This window comes from Amycolatopsis sp. NPDC004747, from assembly GCF_053601335.1.
The window spans coordinates 1-23903 of record NZ_JBSGBQ010000013.1; the positions used below are offsets into that span (position 1 = coordinate 1).

At 71.2% G+C, this 23903-nt stretch carries 20 protein-coding genes; 5 read left to right on the forward strand and 15 right to left on the reverse strand.

Annotated elements, in window-relative coordinates; genetic code table 11:
• Positions 1 to 767: 767 nt before the first annotated feature.
• Positions 768 to 1118, forward strand: a complete 351-nt coding sequence (locus ACWEGE_RS21885; RefSeq protein WP_449662291.1) for a YciI family protein — start codon at positions 768 to 770, stop codon at positions 1116 to 1118.
• Positions 1115 to 2305 carry an RNA polymerase sigma factor gene (locus tag ACWEGE_RS21890; RefSeq protein ID WP_449662292.1) on the forward strand — a complete coding sequence of 397 codons (1191 nt, stop codon included), beginning with the start codon at positions 1115 to 1117 and terminating at the stop codon, positions 2303 to 2305. The genes ACWEGE_RS21885 and ACWEGE_RS21890 overlap by 4 nt, the downstream gene beginning before the upstream one ends.
• A gap of 38 nt (positions 2306 to 2343) precedes the next feature.
• Here the strand turns inward: ACWEGE_RS21890 and ACWEGE_RS21895 are convergent, their stop codons facing one another.
• The 9 genes from ACWEGE_RS21895 to ACWEGE_RS21935 form a co-directional block, all read right to left on the reverse strand.
• Positions 2344 to 3456 (reverse strand): ABC transporter ATP-binding protein, encoded by a 1113-nt coding sequence (locus tag ACWEGE_RS21895; protein ID WP_449662293.1) that lies wholly within the window; start codon positions 3454 to 3456, stop codon positions 2344 to 2346.
• Complete coding sequence (locus tag ACWEGE_RS21900; protein WP_449662294.1) at positions 3453 to 4448, reverse strand: ABC transporter ATP-binding protein; 996 nt, start codon at positions 4446 to 4448, stop codon at positions 3453 to 3455. Before ACWEGE_RS21900 ends, ACWEGE_RS21895 begins: the two co-directional genes overlap by 4 nt.
• A 6-nt stretch (positions 4449 to 4454) precedes the next feature.
• A complete protein-coding gene (locus ACWEGE_RS21905) occupies positions 4455 to 5384 on the reverse strand; it encodes an ABC transporter permease (RefSeq protein ID WP_449662295.1) in 930 nt (309 codons plus the stop codon).
• The gene (locus ACWEGE_RS21910; RefSeq protein ID WP_449662296.1) at positions 5381 to 6382 is read right to left on the reverse strand and encodes an ABC transporter permease; all 1002 of its coding nucleotides are present in this window, start codon (positions 6380 to 6382) and stop codon (positions 5381 to 5383) included. The genes ACWEGE_RS21905 and ACWEGE_RS21910 overlap by 4 nt, the downstream gene beginning before the upstream one ends.
• Positions 6383 to 6468: 86 nt before the next feature.
• Entirely contained in the window at positions 6469 to 8148 is a 1680-nt protein-coding gene (locus tag ACWEGE_RS21915; protein WP_449662297.1) for an ABC transporter substrate-binding protein, read from the reverse strand.
• Between the two features lie 327 nt (positions 8149 to 8475).
• On the reverse strand, positions 8476 to 9012 hold the full coding sequence (locus ACWEGE_RS21920) for a uridine kinase family protein (protein WP_449662506.1): 537 nt from the start codon (positions 9010 to 9012) through the stop codon (positions 8476 to 8478).
• A gap of 4 nt (positions 9013 to 9016) precedes the next feature.
• On the reverse strand, positions 9017 to 9451 hold the full coding sequence (locus tag ACWEGE_RS21925) for a DUF2304 domain-containing protein (protein ID WP_449662298.1): 435 nt from the start codon (positions 9449 to 9451) through the stop codon (positions 9017 to 9019).
• A 13-nt stretch (positions 9452 to 9464) separates the two neighbouring features.
• On the reverse strand, positions 9465 to 10166 hold the full coding sequence (locus tag ACWEGE_RS21930; protein WP_449662507.1) for a glycosyltransferase family 2 protein: 702 nt from the start codon (positions 10164 to 10166) through the stop codon (positions 9465 to 9467).
• Positions 10167 to 10225: 59 nt separating this feature from the next.
• A complete protein-coding gene (locus ACWEGE_RS21935) occupies positions 10226 to 12178 on the reverse strand; it encodes a DUF6541 family protein (RefSeq protein ID WP_449662299.1) in 1953 nt (650 codons plus the stop codon).
• Positions 12179 to 12344: 166 nt separating this feature from the next.
• On the opposite strand from ACWEGE_RS21935, the gene ACWEGE_RS21940 reads away from it, so the two are divergent.
• A complete protein-coding gene (locus ACWEGE_RS21940; protein WP_449662300.1) occupies positions 12345 to 14405 on the forward strand; it encodes a DUF6541 family protein in 2061 nt (686 codons plus the stop codon).
• Positions 14406 to 14407: 2 nt separating this feature from the next.
• Here the strand turns inward: ACWEGE_RS21940 and ACWEGE_RS21945 are convergent, their stop codons facing one another.
• Together ACWEGE_RS21945 and ACWEGE_RS21950 are read right to left on the reverse strand one after the other, a co-directional pair.
• Positions 14408 to 15697, reverse strand: coding sequence for a lipopolysaccharide biosynthesis protein (locus tag ACWEGE_RS21945; RefSeq protein ID WP_449662301.1), 1290 nt, complete (start codon positions 15695 to 15697; stop codon positions 14408 to 14410).
• Complete coding sequence (locus ACWEGE_RS21950) at positions 15694 to 16713, reverse strand: glycosyltransferase family 2 protein (protein WP_449662302.1); 1020 nt, start codon at positions 16711 to 16713, stop codon at positions 15694 to 15696. The genes ACWEGE_RS21945 and ACWEGE_RS21950 overlap by 4 nt, the downstream gene beginning before the upstream one ends.
• Before the next feature lie 71 nt (positions 16714 to 16784).
• Here ACWEGE_RS21950 and ACWEGE_RS21955 point away from each other — a divergent pair, with 71 nt between their 5' ends.
• Positions 16785 to 17894, forward strand: coding sequence for a UDP-N-acetylglucosamine 2-epimerase (locus tag ACWEGE_RS21955; RefSeq protein WP_449662303.1), 1110 nt, complete (start codon positions 16785 to 16787; stop codon positions 17892 to 17894).
• 52 nt (positions 17895 to 17946) lie between these two features.
• Here the strand turns inward: ACWEGE_RS21955 and recR are convergent, their stop codons facing one another.
• Both recR and ACWEGE_RS21965 read right to left on the reverse strand, forming a co-directional pair.
• Positions 17947 to 18543: a recombination mediator RecR gene (recR, locus tag ACWEGE_RS21960; RefSeq protein WP_086671624.1), complete on the reverse strand. Its 597-nt coding sequence runs from the start codon at positions 18541 to 18543 to the stop codon at positions 17947 to 17949.
• Between the two features lie 5 nt (positions 18544 to 18548).
• Complete coding sequence (locus ACWEGE_RS21965) at positions 18549 to 18908, reverse strand: YbaB/EbfC family nucleoid-associated protein (RefSeq protein WP_103343527.1); 360 nt, start codon at positions 18906 to 18908, stop codon at positions 18549 to 18551.
• A 78-nt stretch (positions 18909 to 18986) separates the two neighbouring features.
• On the opposite strand from ACWEGE_RS21965, the gene ACWEGE_RS21970 reads away from it, so the two are divergent.
• Positions 18987 to 19841 carry an N-acetylmuramoyl-L-alanine amidase gene (locus ACWEGE_RS21970; protein WP_449662304.1) on the forward strand — a complete coding sequence of 285 codons (855 nt, stop codon included), beginning with the start codon at positions 18987 to 18989 and terminating at the stop codon, positions 19839 to 19841.
• 187 nt (positions 19842 to 20028) lie between these two features.
• On the opposite strand, the gene ACWEGE_RS21975 is transcribed toward ACWEGE_RS21970, so the two are convergent.
• Positions 20029 to 22257, reverse strand: coding sequence for a DNA polymerase III subunit gamma and tau (locus tag ACWEGE_RS21975; protein ID WP_449662305.1), 2229 nt, complete (start codon positions 22255 to 22257; stop codon positions 20029 to 20031).
• A gap of 43 nt (positions 22258 to 22300) precedes the next feature.
• Positions 22301 to 23866: an ALF repeat-containing protein gene (locus ACWEGE_RS21980; protein WP_449662306.1), complete on the reverse strand. Its 1566-nt coding sequence runs from the start codon at positions 23864 to 23866 to the stop codon at positions 22301 to 22303.
• Positions 23867 to 23903: the final 37 nt, after the last annotated feature.

Consider the following 23903-nt stretch of genomic DNA (forward strand, 5'->3'; position numbering starts at 1 on the left):
CCCACACCCCCCTCCCCACCCTAACCGCCCCCGAATCAGCGGCCGTCACGCCGGGTCAAGGCACGCTTTCCCGCCTTGACGCGGCGTGACGGCCGTTGAACAATCCGGCGTTCGGGTCGGCTGGGGGCCCACCTGTCCACCGAAGTTATCCACAATCCCCACCACCTGTGGACAACTCCGGTGGACAAACCCCGATCGAGCGATTTCGACGGTGCCGGCCGATAGACTGGACTTGGGCACGCCCCCCAGGGAGGGCGGGGAGTCCGGCAGGTCGGTTACTGCTGCGGTGTTCGGTGGTAGACGCGAGATCTGCTGGTCGGCCTCCGTCCGGAGTTGTCGCCGGCCTGAGCGAGTTGCGGTGCCCACCACCCCGAAGTCTGATTGTCACTACGGCCGGTGGTACCGCGTCAAGGCGGGAAAGCGTGCCTTGACCCGGCACCACCGGCCGTGTGGGAGCTTCGGATCGGGGTGGGGGGAGGTCTGGCTGGGGTGCGGGTTGCTCTTCAGCGTCCCGTTCGGGCCGGGGCGGCAGCTGGGAGGCCCTTCGAACTCGCCGGAGCCCTGTAAGGAAGAGCGGGGAGCTGGGATGGCCCAACAAGCAGGTGGTCAGGACTTCAGAGCGGCCACCAGCGAGGACCACCCATCGCCACCTCGCGCGCCGCCGTCAGCTCGCGGATCTGAATGCTCGCTCGTGCCATTCTCCTCGGGTCGGGTGCTTGCACAGGAGACGTAGGCGCCGCCGGAGGAGATTTCGACAGGAGGCACCAGTGAAATACGTGGTCCTGATCTACGGCAACCCCGAGTCGCGCGCGGCCTGGGAAGGCATGAGTGACGCCCAACGCGCCGCCGGGCTCGCCTACTACCGGCAGCTCAACGACGATTTGGACGCCTCCGGTGAACGGATCGTCTCCGAACGTCTCGCCTATCCCGAGCTGACCAAATCCCTCGGCCGCACCGACGGGCCCTTCGCCGAGGCCAAGGAGTTCCTCGCCGGTTTCTACCTGCTCGACTGCGAGAGCGAAGACCGCGCCCTCGAGATCGCCGCGAAGGTGCCGGAAGCGTCCTTCGGCAAGGTTGAGGTGCGGCCCGTGATGGGGCTGCACGGGCCGGAGCTGTGACCGACGTCGAAAGCCTGCTCCGCGAGCTCGCGCCGCAGGTGCTCGCCGCGCTCGTGCGGCGGTACGGCGGCTTCGACACCTGTGAGGACGCCGTTCAAGAGGCGCTGCTCGCCGCGTCGCTGCAGTGGCCGGTCGATGGCGTCCCGGATCACCCGAAGGGGTGGCTGATCACCACCGCGTCGCGGCGGCGGGTCGAGCAGTGGCGCAGTGACAGCGCGCGGCGACGGCGGGAGGAAGCCGTCGCCCAGAACGAGCCGCCGGGCCGGGAACCGGTCAGCGGGGTCGATGACACGCTGACGCTGCTGCTGCTCTGCTGCCACCCCGCCCTGAACCCGCCGTCGCAGGTCGCGCTCACCCTGCGGGCCGTCGGTGGGCTGACCACCGCCGAGATCGCGCGGGCCTTCCTCGTCCCCGAGGCCACGATCGGGCAGCGGATCAGCCGCGCGAAACAGAAGCTGAAAGGCGAACGGCTCACGAACGACCACCGGCCCGAACGGCTGGCCGCGGTGCTGCAGGTGCTCTACCTGATCTTCACCGAGGGCCACACCGCCAGCTCGGGAGACGCGCTGAGCCGCGTCGAGCTGACCACCGAGGCGATCCGGCTGGTCCGGCAGCTGCGCGCGGAACTGCCGGACGACGGCGAAGTCACCGGGCTGCTCGCGCTCATGCTGCTGACCGAGGCCCGGCGCCCGGCCCGCGTCGACGCGACCCGCGCCCTCGTCCCGCTGGCCGAGCAGGACCGGACGCGCTGGAACCGGGCGTTCATCGACGAAGGCGTCGCGCTGATCACCAAGGCACTCGCGACCACCCCCGTCGGCCCGTACCAGCTGCAGGCGGCGATCGCCGCGGTCCACGACGAGGCCCCGACGAGCGAAGACACCGATTGGGCCGAGATACTCACGCTGTACGACCTGCTGCGGGTCGTCGCGCCCGGGCCGATGGTGACGCTGAACCGGGTGGTGGCGTTCGCGCAGGTCCACGGCCCCGAAGCGGGGCTGGCGGAGCTGCGTGAAGCTGAAAAGCACCTCGCGCAGCACCACCGCGTCGACGCCGTCCGCGCGCACCTGCTCGAACGGGCCGGGGACCCCGCCGGGGCCCGCGAGGCGTACCTGGCCGCCGCCCGGCGGACACTGAGCCTGCCGGAGCAGGCGTACCTGCAGTCGCGGGCCGCCGAGCTGGAGAACTGAGAACGGCCGGCCGGGACGAGTCCCGGCCGGCCGCACCCTCAGAGGATCTCGGCGGAGGTGCCGATGTCCGGCGGGCCCAGGTCGGGGTTGAGCGCCCCGGTGAGCTCCACCAGCTCCGGCTCCACCTCGTGCGGCTGGATGCGCCCGTCGCGGATGTCCTCCGCGTAGTGGCACGCCACCCGGTGCCCGCCGCCGATTTCGCGCAGCTGCGGGCGGTCGGTGTCGCACAGGCTCGCCTGCCGCCACGGGCAGCGCGTGTGGAAGCGGCAGCCCGACGGCGGGTTCGCCGGCGAAGGCAGGTCACCGGCGAGCAGGATCTGCTCGCGGGTGTCCTCGACCTGCGGGTCCGGCACCGGGATGGCCGACAGCAGCGCCCGCGTGTACGGGTGCAGCGGCTCCCGGTACAGCGAGTCCGCGTCGGTCTCCTCGACCAGCGCGCCCAGGTACATCACGCCGATGCGGTCGGAGATGTGCCGCACCACCGCGAGGTCGTGCGCGATCACGACGTAGGTCAGGCCGAGCTGCTGCTGCAGATCCTCCAGCAGGTTCACCACCTGGGCCTGCACCGAAACGTCCAATGCGGACACCGGCTCGTCGGCGACGATCAGGTCCGGCTCCACGGCGAGCGCCCGGGCGATGCCGATGCGCTGGCGCTGCCCGCCCGAGAACTCGTGCGGGTACTTGCGCAGCGACGTCTCCGGGAGGCCGACCGCGGCCAGCAGCTGCCGCAGCCGCCGCTGGGTGGCTTCCTTGTCCTTGTCGAGGCCGTGCGCGTGCATGCCCTCGAGCAGGATCGACTCGACCGACTGGCGCGGGTCCAAACTGGACATCGGGTCCTGGAAGATCATCTGCATCCGGCGCCGGGCCTTCCGCAGTTCCTCGCCCTTGAGGTGCGCGACGTCGGTGCCGTCGAACTTCACGGAACCGGCGGTCGGCTCGTTGAGCCGCAGGATCGCCCGGCCCAAAGTGGACTTGCCGCACCCGGATTCGCCCACCAGGCCGTAGGTTTCGCCGCGGCGGATGGCCAGGTCGACGCCGTCGACCGCGTACACGTGCCCGACCGTCCGGTCGATCACGATGCCGCGCTTGATCGGGAAGTGCACCTTGAGGTCGGTGACCTCGAGCAGCACGTCACCAGCAGGACGGGTCATCGGGTTCCTCCTCCCGCGGCGACCGCGGGCCGCACGGGGTTGTGACAGCGCAGCAGCCCGGCCCGGTCGGGCACCAGCTGCGGCTGGACCTCGCGGCAGACCGGCAGCGCGTTGGGGCACCGCGGCGCGAACGCGCACCCGTGGTCCCACGGGATGTTGTCGGCCACCGAACCCCGGATGGGGATCAGCTTCTCACCGCGGCCCGCGTCCAGGCGCGGGATCGAAGCGAGCAGGCCGTGCGTGTACGGGTGCCGCGGCTCGGCGAACAGCTGGTGCCGCTGCGCCCGCTCGACGATCTTGCCGCCGTAGAGGACGTTGACCTCGTCGCAGAGGCCCGCGACGACGCCGAGGTCGTGCGTGATCATGATCAGCGCGGTCCCGGTGTCCTGCACCAGCTCCCGCAGCAGCGCCAGGATCTGCGCCTGGATGGTGACGTCCAGCGCGGTGGTCGGCTCGTCGGCGATGAGCAGCCGCGGACGGCACGCCAGCGCGATCGCGATCAGCGCGCGCTGCCGCATCCCGCCGGAAAGCTGGTGCGGGTACTCGGAGAGCCGCCGCGACGGGTCCGGGATGCCGACCTTGTCCAGCAGGTCCACCGCTTCGACGGACGCCGCCTTGCGCGACATCCCGCGGTGGCGTTCCAGCACCTCGGTGATCTGCAGCCCGATCGGGATGACCGGGTTCAGCGAGGACAGCGGGTCCTGGAACACCATGCCGAGGTCGCGGCCGCGGCGGTCGCGCATGTCCTTGTCGGACAGGCGAAGCAGGTCGGTGCCCTCGAAGCGCACCGAACCGCTGACCTTGTTGCCGCGCTTGGCCAGCAGCCGCATGATCGCCAGCGACGTCACGGACTTGCCGCAGCCGGACTCGCCGACCAGGCCGACCGTCTGGCCCGGCTCGACGTCGAAGCTGACGTTGTCCACGGCGGTGAAGGACTGCTCGCCACGGCGGACGAACTGGACCGTGAGGTCACGGACTTCAAGGAGTGCCATCGGTTTTCACCGCCTGTTCTTCGGGTCGAGGGCTTCGCGGAGTGACTCGCCGAGCAGCGTGAACCCGAGCGCGACGATGATGATCGCGATCGCCGGGTAGTAGGCGAGCTCGGGCCGGACGTCGAGGAACTGCCGGGCACCCTTGCTCAGCATGATGCCCCACTCCGCCCGGTTCGGGTCCGGGTCGCCCAGACCGAGGAACGACAGCGCCGCGGCCTCCAGGATGGCGGTGGCCAGGGTCAGCGTGGCCTGCACGATGACCGGGCCGAGCGAGTTCGGCAGCATGTGCCGGAACACGATCGCCCCGCGCTTCACGCCCAGCGACGTCGCCGCGAGGACGTGGTCGCTGCCCCGCTGCACCAGCATCGAACCGCGCAGCAGCCGCGCGAAGATCGGCACGCCGATCAGCGAGACGGCGAGGATCACCGTCCACTGGCTCGGCTTGGCGAACAGCGCCGCCACCGAGATCGCCAGCAGCAGCGACGGCACCGACAGCATGACGTCGACCAGTCGCATGAGGACGGTGTCGACCCAGCCGCCGAACGCGCCGGCGAGCCCGCCGATGATGATGCCCAGCAGCACGCCGATGACCGTGGCCAGCACACCGACGAGGAGGGTGTTCTGCGCGCCGACGATCAGCCGCGACAGCTCGTCGCGGCCGAAGTCGTCCACGCCGAGCGGGTAGCCCGGCTGGGCGCCGGGGATGATCCCCTGGCCGAGGGCGACCTTGTCCTGCAGGTAGCGCTCGAACGGGTCCTTGGGCGCGATCAGCGGCGCGAACACCGCCAGCAGCACGAACAGGCCGGTGATCACGCCACCGGTGATGGCGACCGGGCTGCGCAGCATCCGCCGCAGTGCTTCGCGGCCGAGGCTGTTGCCGCTCGCCGCGGCGAGCTTGTCGATCGGTTCCTTCTTCTTGTTCAGCAGAGTGTTCATCGCACACGCACCCTCGGGTCGATGATCCCGTACGAGACGTCGACCAGCATGTTCACCAGCACGTACACCAGGGCGCCGAAGAGCAGCAGCGCCTGGAGCCGGGGGTAGTCACGCCGTTCGATGCCTTCGGCCAGCAGGAACCCGAGGCCGCGGAAGTTGAACACCCGCTCGGTCAGCACCGCGCCGCCGAGCAGCGCGCCGGTCTGCAGGCCGATGGTGGTGACCACCGGAAGCAGGCCGTTGCGCAGGATGTGCCGCCGCCGGACGACGGGCTGCGTGAGGCCCTTCGAGTTGGCCGTGCGGATGAAGTCCTCGTTGAGCACTTCGAGCACCGAAGCGCGGGTGATCCGGGTGATCACCGCGAGCGGGATGGTGGCGAGCGCGAACGCCGGGAGGATCAGGTGCCTGATCGCGTCCCAGACGGCGTCCCATTCGCTCGTCATGATGCCGTCGAGGACGGCGAAGTTGGTGACGGCGGTGGCGTCGAGCCCCGCGGTCTGCCGGCCCTGCGACGGCAGGCCCAGCGGCCCGGCCAGCAGGTCCTGCATCATGTAGCCGAGGAAGAACACCGGCACCGCGACGCCGATCAGCGTCAGCACGATGATCACGTTGTCAGCGACGCCACCGCGGTAGCGGGCCGAGAGGTAGCCGGCCGGGATGCCGATGGCCACCGCGATGATCATCGCGGTGATGCCCAGCTCGATGGTGGCCGGCAGGAACGTGCCGATCTCCGACATCACCGGCTGGGTGGAGACCAGCGAGGCGCCGAAGTCACCGGTGATCGCGCGGCCGAGGAACTTGAAGTACTGGATGATGACCGGCTGGTCGAGCCCCAGCACGTGGTTGAGGTTGGCGATCTTCTCCGGCGTTGCCTTGTCGCCGAGGAGGGCGGCCGCGGGCCCTCCGGGCAGCGAACGGAGCCAGGCGAAGACCAGGATGGACAGGATGAGCAGCGTCGGTATCGCTTGTAGCAGCCGACGCACGAGAAAACGGAGCACTTGCAGTCCTTAGGTGGCAGCCCGCTGAGTACGGAACATGGGGTGGGTGCGGTAGCACCCACCCCATGCCTCGCGGCGTTGAGCCGTCAGTTCACGGTGACGGTGTTGAACCGCTCGTCGGTCAGCGGGCTGGCAACCAGACCCTTGACCTTCGGGCCGACCACGATGGCGGGCGGGCCGTAGGAAATCGGGATGGCGGGCAGGTAGTCCATGATCTGCTTGTTGACTTCCTGGTACGCCTTGGCGTGCGCGTCGCCGGCGGGCGAAGCGTCCGCGGCGGCCAGCGCCTGGAACAGCTGCGGGTTGTCGAACCCGAACTCCTTCTTCGTGCGGCCGAAGAACGTGCCGACGAAGTTCCCGGCGTCGTTGTAGTCACCGGTCCAGCCGAGCAGGTGCAGGTCCTGGTAGCCGAACTTCTGGACGTCGTCCTTGTAGCCGCCGTTCCACGGCTTGGCGACCGGCTCGATCTTGATGCCGATGGCCTTCAGGTCCTCCGAGATCGAGGTGAAGACGTCCGCCGGGTTCGGCATGTACGGCCGGGTGACCTCGGTCGGGTAGTAGAACTTCAGCGTCAGGTTCGTCGCCCCGGCCTCCTGCAGCAACTGCTTGGCCTGCTGCTGGTTGAACGGGTACTTGGTGACGTCGTCGGTGTAGCCGGCGATCGTCTTCGGCACGAACTCGGTGGCCACCTCGGCACCCTCGGGCAGCTTGCTCTTGACGAACTGCTCGCGGTTGATGCCGTAGGCCAGCGCCTTGCGGACGCGGACGTCCTTCAGCTTCTCGCCGGCCGGGCCCGACTGGTTGATGCCCAGGTAGAGCACGTTGAACGGCGGGCGCACCAGCACCTGCTCGCCCTCGTTGCGCAGCAGGCCGTAGTCGGCCGGCGCCGGGTAGTCGTAGCCCTGGATGTCGCCGGCCTTGAGCGCCTGCTTGCGGGCGTTCTCGTCCGGGATCACCTTGAAGATCAGCTTGTCGAGCTTGGCCGTCTGGCTCGGGCTGGTGTCGTTCTTGGACAGGGTGATCTCACCCTTGCCCTGGTCCCAGCTGTCGAACTTGAACGGGCCGGTGCCGACCGGGTGCTTGTTCGCGTACTCGCTGTAGGTGAACGAGTCGCCGGACTGGGTGACCTGGTCCGCGTTGTACTGCTTCATCGCGGTGGGGCTCTGCATCGCGAACGACGGCAGGGTGAAGGCCGCCGGGAAGGCGCCCTTCGCCTTGTTCAGGTTCACGACGGCGGTCGCCGGGTCCTTGGCTTCGCAGCTCTTGTAGACCGGGTCGCTGTAGTCGTCGCTCTCGTTCTTGGCGAAGCCGCCGAAGACGTCGGCGTAGTAGATCATCTGGCTCTGGGCGGCGGCGCCCTTCATGTTGTACCAGCGGTCGAAGTTGGCGCAGACCGCGGTCGCGTCGAAGGCGGTGCCGTCGGAGAACTTCACGCCCTGCTTGAGGGAGAAGGTCCAGGTCTTGCCGTCGTTGCTGGGCTCCCACTTCTCGGCCAGCGAGGGCTCGAGGTCGGCGGTGCCCGGCTTGTTCTGGATCAGCGTGTCGAAGATCTGGCGCGTGATCCGGAAGGTCTCGCCCTCGTCGTTGAAGATCGGGTCGAACAACTTCGGGTTACCGGCCGCGCCGAAGATCATGGTGCCCCCGGAACCACCCCCTGCGCCCTCGTCACGCTTGGATTCCGCACAGGCGGACAGCGAAACCGCGAGCGCGCCGCTCAGCCCGATCAGGGCCACGCGGCGTGTTCGGGTCAGCCGCAATTGCTGCATCTGGCACCCCTTGGGAGATGTTCGGGATCAAAGTCACCGTCCGGTCGGTCAGGAACTCGACGGACGATCGGTGTGCCCCGCGACACTAGCGGGAACTCGGCCCAGGCTTAAGTACGTGAGGTTACGATCGCGCTACGTGGGCACCGATTTGACCGCATTGTGTCCATAAACTGCGACAGAATGTGACTGTTCGCGGCCTTCGGCTGCGTGCGGTGGCCGATCCCTAACTCAGATGGCGGTACCGAGATTAGGCCGGTCGTGTTGTGACCGCTCGTCGACTTGATCGATCCGGAGTGCCTCGCACACGCAGGGTGACCGCTTCGTCCCCTACAAAAGTCGGGTCCCGGCCGCTGCCGCGGTGCCGTCGACGGCGAACCAGCCGCGCTCGAACCGTTGCCAGCGGCCCAGTTCGGCCCGTGCGGCCTCACCGTCCCTGGCGACGGTTCTGGCCAGCCTGCCGTCCTCCGGGCCGCCATCGAGCCAGCAGAGGTGCGAAAGCAGGGGTCTTGCCGAAGCGCGGCCGCTGGAAACGCCCTCCAGCACGAGAACCTCCGGCACGGCCACCCGGACGAGCTCACCCGGACGAGGTACCCCAGTGGTCCAGTCCATGCGGCGGTAGGCGCCGGGCAGGCCGGCCGCCAGGGGACGCAGGACGCCGTCGACGAGCCGGGGCCACCACGAAACCGGGTCGTCCCACGTCGCGAAGGCGTCGGTGCTCACCAGGGCCGTTCGGCACCCGCGGGCGGTCAGCCCGGCGACGACCCGGGCGGCCAGAGTGGACTTGCCGGCGCCGGACGGGCCGTCGATGGCCAGCACCCGCACCCGGCCCAGCCGCGCCGGAGCGGCGAGCAGGGTTTCGACCAGGGCGTCACTTGCTGACGCGCTCGACCTCCGGGAGCCCTTTGACGTCGTCGGGCGCGGCCGTCTTCGCCTCCAGCTCGGCGATCCGGCTCGCCAGCTCCCGCCGGGTGTCTTCGAGCTCGCAGCGCAGCAACGCGATCTCCTCGACCGAGGTGCGCACCTCTTCCTCGAGGTGCCCGGTCTCGGTGGACAGGTGCAGCGACACGAGGGCCAGCACGACGCCGGCCAGGAGGAAGACGAAGTTCGACGGGGTCTCCACCCCGGTCAGCCGGGCCAGGAACTGCGCGGCCGCCGGGATCACGGCCAGCACCACCACGCCGATGGCGACGACCAGCCACACGCCCGCGTACTTCTCCCGCAGCTTGCGCCGCCGCATCATCTCGATGACGACGAAGAGCACCAAGCAAGCGATGACGATGCTGAGGATGCGCCAGCCCTGCATCTTCCCAAGCTCCTTACGCCGAGTCCGAGGAGTCGACCGCGGGACGGCGGCGGACCAGCGCGAGCAGCAGCGCGAGCCCGGCGCGGCCCAGGTAGACGGCCGACTTGACGGGCGAGTGGCTGGGCGTGCCGCCCGCGCGCTCACGCATGATGACCGGGATCTCCTTGATGGTCAGCTCGGCCCGGATGGCCATGACCAGCGACTCGACGGTGTCGCCGAGGTACTCGGCCGGGTAGTAGCCGGCGAACAGCCGGATCGCGCGCGGCCCCATCGCCTTGAAGCCCGACGTGACGTCGGTGAGCCGGGTCTTCGCCAGCCGCGAGAACACGATCGACAGCGCGACCATGGCGTACTTGCGCGGCCCGCTGGCCTTGTAGGCGCCCTTGCCGGCGAACCGGGAGCCGATCACGATGTCCGCGTCGGCCAGGCCGCGCAGCAGCGCGTCGAGCTCGTCCGGGTCGTGCTGGCCGTCGGCGTCCACCTGCACGACGACGTCGTAGCCGCGGGCGGCGGCGTAGCGGAACCCGGTGCGCATGGCGCCGCCGACCCCGAGGTTCACCGCGAGCCGGGCCACCTCGGCGCCCGCGGCGCGGGCCAGCTTCGCGGTGTCGTCCACCGAGCCGTCGTCGACGACCAGCAGGTCGCCCTCCGGGAGGGCGCGCTTCACCTGTTCGATGACCGACGCGACGCTCGCCGACTCGTTGAGGGCGGGCATCACGATGAGCACGCGGCGGCTGGTCACCGATGTCGCAGGCACGGGATCACTCTAGCTCTTCACCGGCCTTCACCCGCCGCGGACCCGGCCTCGACGACGTCCTGCTGCCCCTCGATCTCGTAGATCGAGGCACCGGGGTTGCGGTAGACCAGCTTGAACCCCGGAGCGGTGTCCAGGTCCAGCAGACCGGCGTCGTTCGGCACGTCGGGAATGGCGTTGCCCTTGCCGACGAAGGCGAAGCGGACCTTGAGCTCGCACAGGATCTTCCGCGCCCTGGGGTCGGCTTCCAGCCGGTTCGCGTGCGCGCTGACGTAGCCGACGTCGCTGGCGGGCTCGGCGCCGTAGTAGTTCCACTGGGTCGGCTTCACGCCCTGCAGCGCGTACATCCAGACCGACCCGTCGAAGCGGTCGTTCAGGACGCGCTCACCCGGGACGGTTCGCTCGGCCAGCCAGGCGAACGCCGTCTCCTCGTCCGCGCTCACCGCGGGGAAGCCGCGGTAACCGATGTTCACGTGGACGGCGTTGAGGCCGGCGTACCCGCGGCTGAACCCGCCGATCACCGCCGCGAGCAGCACCACGCCGGCCAGGACCGGCGCGGCCGGGTGCAGCTTGGGCAGCCGGGGCCGGACCTTCGCCGCGAACCACGCCGTCGCGGTGTTGACGAACTCGCCGAAGCCCACCGCGCCGATCAGCGGCAGCAGCGCGGCGATCCGGTAGTTGTCGTTGTAGAACGGCCCGGTCAGCAGGTGGATCAGGCCGGTCTCCATGGAGACCGTCGCCGCGTACAGCCCGCCGAGCACGACGTATGCGCCGACCAGCCAGACCGCCTTCCGCTGCCGGGCCAGCAGGACGATGCCGGCGAGCGCGGGCAGGCCGAGCCACCACTGCGGGAAGTCCGCCATCGGCGAGAACGTGACCGTCTGGCCCACCGCGCCGGTCACGGTCGCCGCGTTGCCCCAGACCGCGGACGTGACACCACCGGCGTTGTAGAGCGAGGGCAGCACCTGGGGCAGGCCGAGCCCGGCGGCGAGCACCGCGGCCGCCACCAGCGACGGCCAGGCGCGCTTCCAGTCGATCGGCTCGAACTTCAGCAGCACGGCGGCCAGGATCAGGACGCAGTAGACGACGAGGACGAACACGACGCTGGTGTGCAGGGCCGCCAGGCCGCCCGCCCCGACCCCGACGGCCAGCGGCCCGGTCGCCCCGCCCGGCTCGAGCAGCAGGCGGACCACCGCGAGCATGGCCGGGACCAGCGCGACGCCGGCGGCGTACGGCCAGACCGGACCGTGCCAGAACAGGTCGTAGGGGAACGAGGTGAAGCAGGCGGAAGCGGTGGCGGCCGCGGCGGCCGTCACCGGCGGGAGCCGCCACGCGCGGCACATCGCGGCCACCCCGAGCGGCACCGCGAAGGTGACCGCGATGGACGCGAAGTTGAGCAGCGGCATCACGGTCAGCCCGCCCTTGCCGAAGAGCAGGGCGAGCAGCGCGTGGTAGGTGTCCGGGTAGAAGTAGTGCGTCTCGTCCGGCAGGTTCGCGATGGTGCCGATGGTCGACGGGCGCGCGTCGCCGCGCTCGGCGATCCAGCGGACGAGGTTGGCGTGGAACGCCGCGTCCCAGTTCTGGTTGACCGTGCCGGACGTGGGGATGCCGCGCAGGACGGTGAGCGCGCCGACCGCCATCCCGGTGGCGACGCCGAGCGCCGTCAGTGCGTGCGCGCGCCACGACCACCGCGGGCGCTCGGGCGCTTCGGCGTCCGGACGGCGGTGCCGGTTGAACCGGGCGACGGCCCAGGTGACCGCGAAGCCGGCGGCCGAGACCACCAGTGTCCACAGTGCGACGGAGAGCGCCGTCCACCGGATGCCCGTGCCGCCGAGCAGCGGAATGGCCAGGGCCACGACCCCGAACGTGAGGATCGGCGCCGCCGCGCCCAGCGTCCAGCCGCGCAGGCCGATCGCCGCCCCGAAAACCGCACCCGGCACCCAGAATGCGGCCAGAACGAGCAGAAACCCCATTGTCCCTTCCCATTTCACGCTGATCCGTGCCGATGCCTCGTTGCACACTTCCGGACGGCGGCGGCCACGCTACCGTGCACGTCAGTTCGCTGGTCACCCGCATCCTGGGCACACCGCGGCCACCCATAGACTCCGGGCGTTGACGGCTTTGTTGATCGGAGAAGGCATGTTGTCCGAAGCTGTCCGGCTGGCCGTGGGAATCCTGGTGGTATTGCTTCCCGGATTCTTGATTCTGCTGGTCACCGGCGTCCGCGAACGGTTGTGGCTGGCGGGCCTCTCGGCGCCGTTGACCACCGGGTTCGTCCTGCTGGTGTCGCTCTTCACGGGGGTCACCGGGCTCCGCTTCGGACTGCTGACGACGATCGTCGCGCTCGTGGTCGTCCTGCTCGCGCTCGGCGGCGTGCGGTGGCTGCTGCGCCGGCGGCGCCCGGGCGGGGCACCGGTCGAGCCCGCCGAGGACCCGCGGCTGCGCACGCTGACCGGCCGCGCCGGGGTGGCGGCCCAGGTGCTGGGCGCGCTGATCGCCGTCGCCGGGGTCGGCCTCGGCATCCGCGTGTGGCACAAGGGGCTCGGGTCGTGGCGGACGCCGACCCAGGAGCACGACACCGTCACGCACGCCGTGCTGACCGCCTTCACGCACTTCACCGGCAAGGCCGCGCCGTGGCAGATCCTGCCGATCGACGTCGTGCACGACACGAACGTCCAGTTCTACCCGCCCGGCTTCACCGACCTCTGCGCGCTGCTCACCGACGTCTTCGGCGACACGATGCTGTCGCTGAACCTGGTGACGGTCGCGTTCATGGTGGTCGCGCTGCCGCTGTCGGTGGCCGCCTTCACCGCGGCGGTCCTCCGGCACGGCAGGCTCGGCCGCGGCTGGGTCGAGCTCGCCGCGGGCGTCGCCGCGCTGGTCTCCGTGCAGCTGTACCGCCCCGGCATCGCCTTCGCCCACGACGGCGGCGTCCTGCCGAACGCGGCCGCGATGGCGCTCATGCCCGGGCTCGTCGCCGTGATGCTGGTGCTCGGCAAGCGCAACTGGGGCCGCGCGGTGCTGGTCGGTGTCGCCGCGGCCGGCGCGTTCAACCTGCACCCGAGCGCGCTGACCTCGGTGGCGCTGACGACGGTCGCGGCCATGGCCGGGCTGTTGTTCACCAAGGCGGGCCGGCTCGCCTTCGCAAGGGCGCTGCTGCCGCTGGTGCTGACCGGCGTGGTCGCCGCCGTCCTCATCGTCCCGGACGTGCTGGCGCTCCTGCGGCTCGGCGGCGGCACGGTGGTCGACGCACCGGCCAACATCCCGGGCTCGCCGCTGGGCGAGTCGTTCAAGCTGGTCGCGCGGCTGCCCTACGGCGGCTACTTCGACCCGAGCGGCGTGATGGGCCAGCTGGTGCTCGGCCTGCTGGGCTTGGCGGGCGTCGCCGCCGCGCTGCTTTCGCGGCGCGCGTGGCCGCTGCTGACGGCCTGGCTGTTCTGGGCCGCGGTGATGGTGAGCTTCCACTTTTCGCCGAACTCCGGCTTCGGCGCGACGATCGGCCGGTACTACTACCGCGTCGCCAACCGCCTCGACACCCACGTCTACCTGCTGATCCCACCGCTGGCCGGGGTGCTGTTCGTGGCGCTGGGCCTGGTCGTGGTCGCGGTCCGGAAGGGCAACCCGGTCCCGGCGCGGCTCCGGCCGGCGGTGGCCTTCGGGCTGATCGTGGTGCTGCTCGGCGTGCTGACGGTGACGACGTTCCGCGGCTATATGAACACCGGCGCGCTGTCACTGAGCCAGCGCTACGCGACTCCGCAGTTCGTGCGCTACAACGCGGCCGACGACGCGGCGGCGAAGTGGCTGCACGAGAACGCGGCCCCTGGCGAGGCGATCCTCAACAACGCGAACGACGGCTCGACGCTGCTGTACGTCGACTACGACCTGCCGATCCTCAACATCGTCCCGGACGGCCACAGCCCGATCGAGGACAACATCACCCTGCTGGCGAAGTTCAACGACTTCCCCGAAGACCCCCAGGTGCAGAACATCCTGAGGGCGAAGAACGTCCGCTGGGTGTACGTGGACTCGTCGGCCCCGACGGTCGGCACGGACGGCCACCACTGGACGGGCCAGTCGACCTTCAGCCTGGCGCCGGGGCTGAGCGGCCTGACCGGGCTCCCGGGCCTGACGAAGACGTTCAGCTCGGGCACGGTCAGCGTGTACCGGCTGGACCTGCCGCAGACCCCGCCGCGGGGCTGAGTTCAGGCAGCGTCCGGGTCGGCCTCGACCGGCTCGGGCGCCCGCCGCAGGACGAAGGCGAGCACCACGGCCAGGCCCAGCGTCGGCGCCACCGCGAGGGCCACGACCGCGCGGAACACCGTGTCGCCCGGCAGGAACAGCAGCACCAGCGACGCCGTGCCGGTGACCACCGCCCAGGTCGCCAGCACCAGCTTCGCCTGGGTGCGGGCCACCAGCACCGCGGTGAGCAGCTGCATCGGCACCAGCAGCACCGACGACCAGACGAGCCCGGCCACCGACCAGCCGTCGATGTCGTACTTCGGCCCGCTGACGAACCGGACCGCCCACGGGCCGAGCCACAGCCCCACCAGCGCGCCGAGGGCGGCCAGAGCCAGCGACGCCGCCGCGCCAAGAGCGAGCACGCGGCGCAGCCGGTGGCGGCCCTCCGCCGTCACCGACAGCCGGACGACGAACGGCACCGCCAGCGACTGCACCGGCCCGATCAGCGTCAGCGGCAGCCGCGCGATGACCAGCGCCGCGAACAGCGAGCCGACGCGGTCGCCGTCGCCGCCCGGGGCCAGCAGGCCGACCAGTGCCGGGTAGCCGGTGATGACCGCCGCCGTCAGGGCCGCGCCGACCAGGAGCATGCCCATCCGGCGGGACGTGACGCCCCAGCCGTCGCCCTCGACGTGGAAGTCGAGCAGCTGCCGGGCCGGGCGCGCGAACAGCAGCCAGGCGAACGAGCCGGCCGCGACCGCGATGGCCAGCGAGACGACGTTGTAGGCGACCGAGACGAACAGCACGCCGAGGATCAGGGCGCGCACGGCCGGTTCGGCGATCACGAGCAGCGAGAAGGCCTTGACCTTGTGCTGCCCGATGAGCAGCCCGCGCGTGCCGAACTGGCAGGCGAACGCGACGCCGCCGGCCAGCACGATCACCGCCAGCGACCACTCGCCGTGGAACAGCTTGGCGTTGACCGGCGGGATCAGCAGCGCGAGCGAGAACGCGGCCGCGACGACCACGCCGACCGCGACCGCCCGCAGCGCCGGGCGGCCCGCCTTGCCCCCGGCGAGCGCGGCGACCGCCGACTGGCGCGAGAGCTCCTGCTCCAGCGGCGAAAGCGTGCTGCCGAGGCCCATGAGCAGGCCCCAGAAGGTGACGAAGACCGCGTACTCCTGCGGCGGCAGCAGCCGCTGGCAGGCGACGGTGAGCAGGTAGCCGAGGCCGATGGACACGATCAGCGAGCCGCCGAGGCTGCCCGCGGTCGTGCGCCCGCTGCGCGCGGCGGCCGGGGTGTCCACTTCGGTGCTCATCGACGGCGGAGCCGGGCGCGCCCGGCCATGGCCAGTCCACGCAGGACACCGGCGCCGAAGCCGCCGGCGAACACCGGCAGCAGCTTGGTGACCGCGCGGGCCTCGGGGCCGGTCGCACCGCACTTCTTGACGACCTGGCCCGCCGCGACCGCGCCGAGGACCCCGGCGGCCAGCGTCGTCTTCGGCTTCTTCGCGGCGAAGACGAGGCCGACGGCACCGGCCGCGAGCGCGCCGAACAGGGCGTTGCGGGCCGGGCCGGGCGAGGCGATGTAGGAGTCCACGTACGTCGTGCCGCGGAAGTAGGCCTGCTGCGTGAACTTCTTGAACGAGTCGCGCCCGTGGTAGGTCGCCGACAGCTCCGGGGCCAGCCAGATCCGCTCGCGCTCGGCGATCCAGCGCAGCATGCGCGTGTCGTCGCTGGCGAAGCGGAGGTCGTCGAACAGCGACGCGAACGCCGTCACCGAGCCCTCCAGGAGGCCGCGGCGGGCGCAGAAGAACGTCGTCCCCTTCGGGTAGACGTCGAACTCCTCGATGCCGTACGACATCAGGCGCGGGTTCGCGCAGTACTTTCGCCAGGGCACCTTGACCAGGCCGGCCAGGAAACCGGCGTACGGGTTGTGCTCGGAAGCGACGTTGATGTGCCCGTTCCAGACCGCGCGCTCGGGGTGTTCGACGAGCTGTTCGCGCAGGAACGGCAGGGTGTGCTCGTCGACGACGACGCGGCTGTCGAGCAGTGCGACCCACTCGCCGGACGACTTGGCGATGCCCGCCCGCCGGGCCTCGAACCGGCCGGAGTTGGCCTGGCTCAGCACCGTGATGCCGTGGCGTTCGCGCAGGTCGTCGAGGCGGGACGGGGTGGCGTCCGTGCTGCCGTCGTCGACCACGACGACCTCGATCGGCCAGCTCGCGGCCGCCGCCGAGGCGAGCAGCGCGCCGACACTGCGTTCGATCCAGTCCTGCTCGTTGTAGACCGGGATCACGACGCTGAGCGAGGGGAGGAGCGGGTTCGCACTCACCGTGCCGAGGCTACCCGGCAGCTCCCGTGGCAGGTCGGCCAGTATCCTTACGCCACCGCACCCGACCAGAAATGGGCTTCACGGTGATTTCCTTCATTCTCGGCACCACCGCGGAACTGATCAAGATCGCCCCGGTCTACCACGGGATCCGCGAGCGCGGGATGCGGCCGAAGATCTGGTTCACCGCCCAGCACGTCGACGAGGTCGCGGACGTCCTCGCGGACCTGAACATGCCGGCGCCGGACGTCTGGCTGGTGCCGGAGGACAAGGCCCACAACCTCGAGTCGCCGGCGCAGGTGCCGGGCTGGGCCGCGCAGGTGCTGCGCACCGCGTGGAGCCGCCGCCACGAGCTGCGCGCCGCGCTGACCGAGGACGGCCGTCCGCCGCTGGTGCTGGTGCACGGCGACACGTTCACCACGCCGTACGGCTCGCTGATCGGCAAGCGGATCCTCAAGTCCCGCGTCGGGCACGTCGAGGCGGGCGCCCGGTCGGGCAGCATCCTCTCGCCGCTGCCGGAGGAGCTGAACCGCAAGATCGCGGCGAAGATCGTCGATATCCACTTCGCGCCGAGCGCCCGCGAGGTCAACAACCTGCGCAACGCCCGCGGCGTGGTCGTCGACACCGAGGCGAACACGGCGATCGACGCGATGCGCCTGGCCATCGACCAACCGCTGGACGTGCCGAACCTGCCGGAGAAGTTCGGGCTGGCCACGCTGCACCGCTTCGAGCTGGTCTCGCGCCCGGACAAGTACCGCGAGGCGCTGGAAATCCTGCGCGAGCAGAGCCGCAAGATGCCGATCCTGTACATGGCCGGCGCGCCGGAGCGCGAGAAGATCCGCGCGCTGGGCATCGGGAACATCTTCGACGACCAGTTCATCGTCCAGCCGAAGATGCGGTACCTGAAGTTCCTGCCGCTGGTGGCGCGCGCCGAGTACGTCGTCACCGATTCGGGTGGTCTTTCGGCGGAGTGCTACTACCTCGGCCTGCCGTGCGCGGTGCACCGCGAGCGCACGGAGACACCGCAGCACCTCGGCGAGACGGTCGTGCTGACCGAGATGCGCGGCGACAAGCTGCAGAACTTCCTCGACACGTACCAGAACCGGCGCGGTGAGTCCTGGATGGACAAGTACCACCCGTCCGAGATCGTCGTGGACACCCTGGCGCAGCTCGGCTACTGCTGAGTCGTCGTGAGCGGTGAAGAGGGTTCTAACCCCCTTCACCGCTCACGACGCTTTAGAGCGCGCGGCGGCCGGAGAGCGCGCGGCCCAGGGTCAGCTCGTCCGCGAACTCGAGGTCACCGCCCATCGGCAGGCCCGAGGCCAGCCGCGTGACGCTCAGCCCCGGGAAGTCCCGCAGCATCCGAACCAGGTAGGTCGCCGTCGCCTCGCCCTCCGTGTTGGGGTCCGTCGCGATGATGATCTCCTTGATGTCCGCCTCGCCGATGCGCTTGAGGAGCTCGCGCATCCGCAGCTGCTCCGGGCCGATGCCCGACAGCGGGTCGAGCGCGCCGCCGAGGACGTGGTAGCGCCCCTTGAACTCGCGCGTGCGCTCGACCGCCAGGACGTCCTTCGGCTCCTCGACCACGCAGATGACCGTGAGGTCCCGGCGCTCGTCGCGGCAGATGCGGCACTTCTGCTGCTCGGAGACGTTGCCGCAGACCTCGCAGAACTGCACGCCCTCCTTGACCTTGCCGAGCACGTCCTGCAGCCGCGCGATGTCGGCCGGGTCGGTGGCCAGCAGGTGGAACGCGATCCGCTGGGCGCTCTTCGGCCCGACCCCGGGCAGGCGCCCGAGCTCGTCGATCAGGTCCTGGACGACACCTTCGTACAAGTTCGTCAGCCGCCGAAGCCGAGGCTGCCGAGGTCCGGCATGCCGCCGCCACCGCCGAGGCCGCCGGCCAGCGGGCCGAGCTTCTGCTCGGTGAGCTTCTGGGCGCTCGCCGACGCGTCGCGGACCGCCGCGACGATCAGGTCGGACAGCGTCTCGACGTCGTCCGGGTCGACCACCTTCGGGTCGATCCGGAGGCTCTTCAGCTGGCTGTCACCGGAGACGGTCGCGGTGACCAGCCCGCCGCCGGCCGTGCCGGTGACCTCGGTGTTGGCCAGCTCTTCCTGGGCTTCGACGAGCTTCTGCTGCATCTGCTGCGCCTGCTGCATCAGCTGGGAAAGGTCGAAGCCGCCGCCGGGTTGGGCCATGATCGCACTCGGTCCTCTCTGCACGCCTGTGTCACCACCAGGGTAGTCGCGCCACGCGAGGTGCCGGGCTGTGGCACCGTGGTCGCCGTGCGACGCGCGACTGCTCCCCTGCTGCTGGCCGGTGCCCTCCTGCTCACCGGCTGCTCCGACGACGCTCCGGCGGCTGCGCCTCCGCCCGCTCCGGTGGTCACCAGCGCCTCTCCTTCGCCTTCGGCGTCGGCGTCGGCTTCGGCTACGTCTTCGGTCGCTTCGCCGTCGCCGGTTGCGCCGTCGCCGTCGTCGGCCGGGAAGGTGGTCGTGCTGGATCCCGGGCACAACGGCGGGAACGCCGCCCACCCGGCGGAGATCAACCGCCCGGTGCCCGCCGGGCGCGGGCAGACCAAGCCGTGCAACACGACCGGCACCGCGACCAACGCGGGTTACCCCGAGCACGCGTTCACCTTCGACGTGGCCCAGCGAGTCGGAAAAGCGTTGGCGGACAAGGGGATCCGCGTCGTCTACACGCGACAGGACGACACCGGGGTCGGCCCCTGCGTCGACCGCCGCGCGGCGATCGGCAACGAGGCGAACGCGGACGCGGTCGTCTCCATCCACGCCGACGGCTCGGAAGCGGCCGGGGCGAACGGCTTCCACGTCGCGTATTCGTCGCCGCCGCTGAACGCGGCACAGGGAGCACCTTCGACCCGCTTGGCGCAAACACTGCGCGACACGATGCGCACGAGCGGCTTCAGCGCGGCGAACTACATCGGCTCGAACGGCCTGTCGGCCCGCACGGACCTGGCCGGCCTCAACCTCTCGACCCGCCCGGCCGCCCTCGTGGAGTGCGGCAACATGCGCAACGCCACGGAAGCGGCCCGGATGAGCAGCGCGGACGGACGCCGGCAGTTCGCCGACGCCATCGCGGCGGCGATCGAGGCCTACCTCGCCTCCTGACCCACCCGTGTCGTCCCTCCAGACACGTGAGCCGACCTTTTCCGCACACCTACCGCGTGCCGGAGCGGCGAACTCGCGTGCTTAGAAGGACGACACGCGTGATCCAGAGGACGACACGCGTACCTGGAGGGACGACACACGTACCTGGAGGGTCGGCTGGTGAGCCGGCCGTTCGGGTGCGCCGGGGTCAGTCGAGGGGGCGGGCGCCGAGGTGCTCGGAGAGGAGCTTGCGGGCCAGCTCGTCCGGGTCCTTGTCCGGCGGGGGTGGGGGCGGCGGGGGTGCCGGGCTGGCGTCCTCGTTGTAGAGGTCCTCGTCGTCCTCGTCGGAGGGTTCCGGGGGCAGCGGGATGTCCGGCTCGGTCGTGGTGACCTTGGGCCGCGGCGGGGGTGCCGGGGCCGCGGGGCGGGCCGGCGCCGGTTCGGCGGCGGGCGGCGCGGCCGTCGCGGACTGGCGGGTGAACGACCGCTCCGGCGCCGGGGCCGCCTGCTGCGGGCGGGCGGCGGGTGCGGCCGGGGCGGTGCCGTGGACGCAGCGGACCTGCCAGTCGCCGCCCAGGACGTCGGCAAGGGCGCCGGCGATCTTGCGGGCGTTGTCCTGGTCGGAGAGGCGGCGGGCCAGGGGTTCGGACTTGTGGGTCAGCGTCACGGCGTGGCCCTCGACGCTCGCCACCGTCGCCTGCGTCAGCATCGCTTCGAGGCTGCGGCCGCCGGTGAACTTGCGCAACGCGGTCATCAGCTGCGGCCAGATGCTCCGGATCCCGGCGGCATCCATTTCACCCGAGCCGGCCGCGGCTTCCGGGGCAGCGCTCGCAGGCGCGGGGGCACCGGGCTGGGCCTCGGCCGGAGCTTGGGCTGCCGCGGCCCCCGGGGCAACTCCCCCGCCACCGGGTTGGGCCCCGGCCGCCGAGGTGCCACCGCCCGCTGCTGCCGAAGCGGCAGCCGCAGCACCGCCATCACCCGGCTGGGCCGAAGCGGCGCCCGCAGACCCGGCACCGCCCGGCTGGGCCGAAGCACCACCCGCAGAGCCTGCACCGCCCGCTGGGGCCGGTGAAGCAGCCGCACCACCGCCCGGCGCGGATGAAACTCCCCCGCCGGCACCCGTGGGCTCGGCCACGCGGCCAGGCGGCTTGACCGGCTCCGGCACCGGAGCCGGGCCCGCCGCGGCCGCGCGCTGCGAAGGCCTCGAAAACTCGCGTTCCGGCGCCGCGCGCACCGGGGGCTCCACGCCGCCCTCGGCCGGGGCTCCGCCGCCGCCCGCCACCGTCGCGCGGCGCTCCAAGCGCTCGATGCGGGCCAGGAGCGCCTTTTCCGCGTCCGTCACCGACGGCAGCAACATTCGCGCGCACAGCAGCTCGAGCACCAGCCGGGGGCTGGTTGCGCCGCGCATCTCCAAGAGTCCATTGTGGACGATGTCGGCGTAGCGGGAGAGGGTGGCCAGGCCGATCCGCTCGGCCTGCGCGACCATCCGCGTCAGCTCCTCCTCCGGAGCGGACACCAGCCCGCCCGCGGACTCCGGCACCGCGCGCAGCAGCACCAGGTCGCGCAGCCGGTCGAGCAGGTCGGTCGCGAACCGGCGCGGGTCGTGGCCCGCCTCCGTCAGCTTCTCGACCGTGCCGAACACCGTTGCCGCGTCCTCGGTCGAGAGCGCGTCCACCATGTCGTCGATCAGCGCGACGTCGGTGACGCCCAGCAGCGCGACCGCCCGCGAGTACGAAACGCCTTCCGGCCCCGCACCGGCGAGCAGCTGGTCGAGCACCGACTGCGTGTCGCGCGCCGACCCGCCGCCCGCGCGGATGACCAGCGGGTACACCGCCGGCTCGACCTCGACGCCCTCGGCCGCGATGTTGCGCTCCAGCAGGCTGCGCATCGAGCTCGGCGGGATCAGCCGGAACGGGTAGTGGTGCGTGCGCGAGCGGATGGTGGTGAGCACCTTGTCCGGCTCGGTCGTCGCGAAGATGAAGATGACGTGCTCGGGCGGCTCTTCCACGATCTTCAGCAGGGCGTTGAAGCCCTGCGTGGTGACCATGTGCGCCTCGTCGATGATGAACACGCGGTAGCGCGACTCCGCCGGCGCGTAGAACGCCTTGTCACGCAGCTCGCGGGCGTCGTCGACACCACCGTGGCTGGCCGCGTCCAGCTCCGTGACGTCGACGCTGCCCGGCCCCTCGGGCGCCAGCGCGCGACACGAATTGCACTCGCCGCACGGGTCCGGCGTCGGACCCTTGGCGCAGTTCAGCGAGCGCGCCATGATGCGTGCGCTGGACGTCTTGCCGCAGCCGCGCGGGCCCGAGAAGAGGTAGGCGTGGTTGATCCGCCCGGCGGACAGCGCCGTGCGGAGGGGTTCGGTCACATGCTCCTGACCGACGACCTCGGCGAAGGTCGCCGGACGGTACTTGCGGTACAGCGCTAGAGCCACGCCGCGAGACTACCGCCAGGGTCCGACAACCTTCGCCGTGCGGTCAGGAGACCAGCGCCGCCGCTTCGGCGACCAGACCGTTCACCTTGGTGACGTGCGCTGCGGTGAACGCGTCACGCGCCCGCGCCCTGGGCAGCTCGACATCGAGGTAGTGCTGGTCGCCCGAGTCCGGCCCGTCGAGCACGCCCTGCGCGACCGCCCGCACCTCCGGGCCCTCCCCGAGGGTCCGGGTGACGTAGATGTTCAGGTCGATCAGGTGTGCGGTGTACCGGCCCTTGGCCAGGAACTCGCGGATGTCGGCCACGGTCCCGTCCAGTGCGTTCTGCGCCCACGACTTCGTGGCCGGGCCGCCGGCCGCCATGATCTGGTTGACCTCGACGCGGTCGTCGGTGTCCCGGCCCGGGTAGTCACCGGTGCGCAGCAGCGCGGCGACCCCGGCGTACGGGCCGGCGAGCGCGTCACGAGCCGCCTGGCGCAGGCCCGGGCGGGCGTTCGGGTCGGCCGCGATCGCCGAGACGGCGGCCCGGTCGTCGGACTCCTGCGCGACGGCGAGGCCGCTGCGCACGAACGTGACGACGTCGTCGTCCGAGCCGCTCAGCGCGGCACGGGCGGCGTTCTTGACCGCGGCGCCGCCGTTGCGCAGCAGGTAGACGGACGCCTTGCGCCCGTTCGGCACGGTCAGCGCCGGGTCGGCCGCGTCGGCGAGCAGCTTGTCGTTGTCCGTCTTGGCCTTCGCGGCACGAGCCGCGGCCTCGTCGGCCCGCTGCTGCGCGTCGTGCTCGGCCGCCGCGGCGTCCCGGCCGGCCTGCTGGTTCTGGCCCTGCTGGACGACGAGCCGGTCGGTGTCCGCCTTCCGCGCGTCCGCGGCGAGCTGCGCGGCCTTGTCGGCGGCGAGCTTCACGTCCTGGGGCCGGTTTCCGGCCGCGGCCGCCTTGGCCGCGTCGACCTGCTCCTGGACGGCGGTGACTTCGGCGTCGTAGTCCGCGGCGACCTGCCGCCACAGCGACAGGAAGTACCGGATGTCCTCGGGCGTGCCGTCGAGCGCGGTCTGCGCGGCGGCCTTGACCTCCGGGCCACCGGCGGCCATGGCCTGGGTGGCCGTGACCCGGTCGTCGACGTCCTTCGCCCGCTGCAGGCCGGTCTCCAGGAACGCCCGCACGTCCTCGGGGGTGCCGTTGTCGAGCACCTCGGCGCCCCGTTCGTTGACGGTCGGGCCGCCGACGTCCATGGCCTGGCTGACGGCGATCCGGTCGTCCGCGCTCCGGGCCAGCGGCAGGCCGTTCGCCAGGTATTCGCGGATGTCGTCCTGGGTGCCGCTGAGCGCCCGCTGGGCGGTGCGCTTGGTGATCGGGCCGCCGTTGCTCAGTGCCTGGGTGACGAGGACCCGCTCGTCGTCGTTCTGCGCCTGCCGGCGGCCGGTGGCCAGGAAGGCCGCCAGGTCGGCGGGCGAGCCGAGCAACGCCGCTTCGGCGGCCCTGGCCACGCCGGGACCGCCCGTCTCCAGCAGCGAAACGGCCTGCGCCCGGTCGGGCAGTTCGTTCGCGGAAGCGGGTGTCGCGAAGATCCCGGCCGCGAGCGCGGCGGCAACGATTACTGCGTTTGCACGCAAGTGAAACCCCCTCGATCGATGATCGTCCGTTCCCATA